Below are 1,366 nucleotides of genomic sequence, written 5' to 3' on the forward strand. Positions count from 1 at the left end.
CAACGCGGTCAACGGGAGCACACGCATCTGCCGCGTTCTGTGTGGTAGCCTGTCGAGCAGAGAAATTTGTCCGGCAAGATGCCGGACAAAACATGCTGGAAGCGTGCGCTCCTTTGAACTATGGCTTCGCGGAGCAGCTCGTGTTTTCCTGACTAGTGATTGCTGCACGAGGCGATAACCACGTTTTGTCGGGGTTGCGCGCGGTGCCGGCGAAACGATAATCGATTCTCATTGGCGCCGAGCGACAGAAATAATTCGCAATGGAAAGAATTTCACCCGTGTTATCCGATTGAACGGGTTCGACCCAAAAAACATTTGCCGCAAATGGGCGAAAGAACGCGGCAGTTTCCGGGAGCATCAAAGAGTAGGTCGAGGTGCGGGGCTCGGTCGCGGCCTTGGTGTTGAAGTAGGCCTTGGCGTTCCACTCGGTGTGCCGGTAGGCGTAGGCGTCGGCGATGGCGATGGCTTGCCTTCGTACAGTTCCGCGCTGCTGAGAACGTTGTTGGAACCATCGCCCGCTGCAACAAGTACCATGCCGTTGGATAACAACGTGGCCGTGTGCCTGTCGCGTGCGGCGTTGAGATTGTCGGTAACAGTCCAGCTGCCGTTCGCCGGGTCGTATAATTCTGCGCTCGCGAAAACGCCGGTGCTACCAACTCCCGCTGCAACCAGCGCCGTGCCATTTGGCAGTAACGTCGCGGTGTGAAAATAGCGGGCACTGTTTAAATCGCCGGTGGCAGTCCAGCTCCCGCCCACCGGATCGTACAGTTCCGCGCTACTGGAAGGGCTGAAATTGTCATCAAAACCCCCAGCGGCAAGCACCATACCGTTGGGCAACAACGTCGTGGTGTGACTACGGCGTGCAACGTTGAGAGTGCCGGTGGCACTCCAGCTCCCACTCGCTGGATCATACAGTTCCGCGCTCGCGAGAAGGAAGCCATCGAAATCAACTCCCCCGGCAACGAACACCATCCCGTTGGACAGCAACGTCGCCGTGTGCCTGCCGCGCCCCGTGTTGAGACTGCCGGTGGAGGTCCAGCTCCCGCTTGCTGGATCGTAAAGTTCCGCGCTGGCGATAATGCCGCTACTGTTACTCCCCCCTGCAACAAGCACCATTCCGTTGGGCAGCAACGTCGCTGTATGACCGAGTCGTGCGGTGTTGAGACTGCCCGTGGCACTCCAGCTCCCACTCACTGGATCATAAAGTTCCGCGCTGGCTAGGGTCTCGGTACTATTAGTTCCTCCTGCAACAAGCACCATTCCGTTAGGCAGCAACGTCGACGTGTGATCCGATCGGCCGATATTGAGACTGCCGGTGCCCGTCCACATTCCGGTCGCTGGGTCGTACAGTTCTGCGCTCGTGAGC

Annotated in this window: 2 protein-coding genes; both read right to left on the reverse strand. The window is 58.5% G+C overall.

Features of this window, described 5'->3' with window-relative positions; all coding sequences use genetic code 11:
• Positions 1–118 precede the first annotated feature (118 nt).
• Positions 119–358, reverse strand: a complete 240-nt coding sequence (locus tag DMG62_24920; GenBank protein PYY19124.1) for a hypothetical protein — start codon at positions 356–358, stop codon at positions 119–121.
• Complete coding sequence (locus DMG62_24925) at positions 358–1,329, reverse strand: hypothetical protein (GenBank protein PYY19125.1); 972 nt, start codon at positions 1,327–1,329, stop codon at positions 358–360. The genes DMG62_24920 and DMG62_24925 overlap by 1 nt, the downstream gene beginning before the upstream one ends.
• Between the last annotated feature and the right edge of the window lie 37 nt (positions 1,330–1,366).

Source organism: Acidobacteriota bacterium, assembly GCA_003225175.1.
In the GTDB taxonomy this organism is placed as follows: domain Bacteria; phylum Acidobacteriota; class Terriglobia; order Terriglobales; family Acidobacteriaceae; genus Gp1-AA112.

Bases quoted from the DNA above. Each gene is read 5' to 3' on its own strand.
- DMG62_24920 (PYY19124.1), bottom strand. From the start codon at position 358: ATGCTCCCGGAAACTGCCGCGTTCTTTCGCCCATTTGCGGCAAATGTT.
- DMG62_24925 (PYY19125.1), bottom strand. From the start codon at position 1,329: ATGTGGACGGGCACCGGCAGTCTCAATATCGGCCGATCGGATCACACG.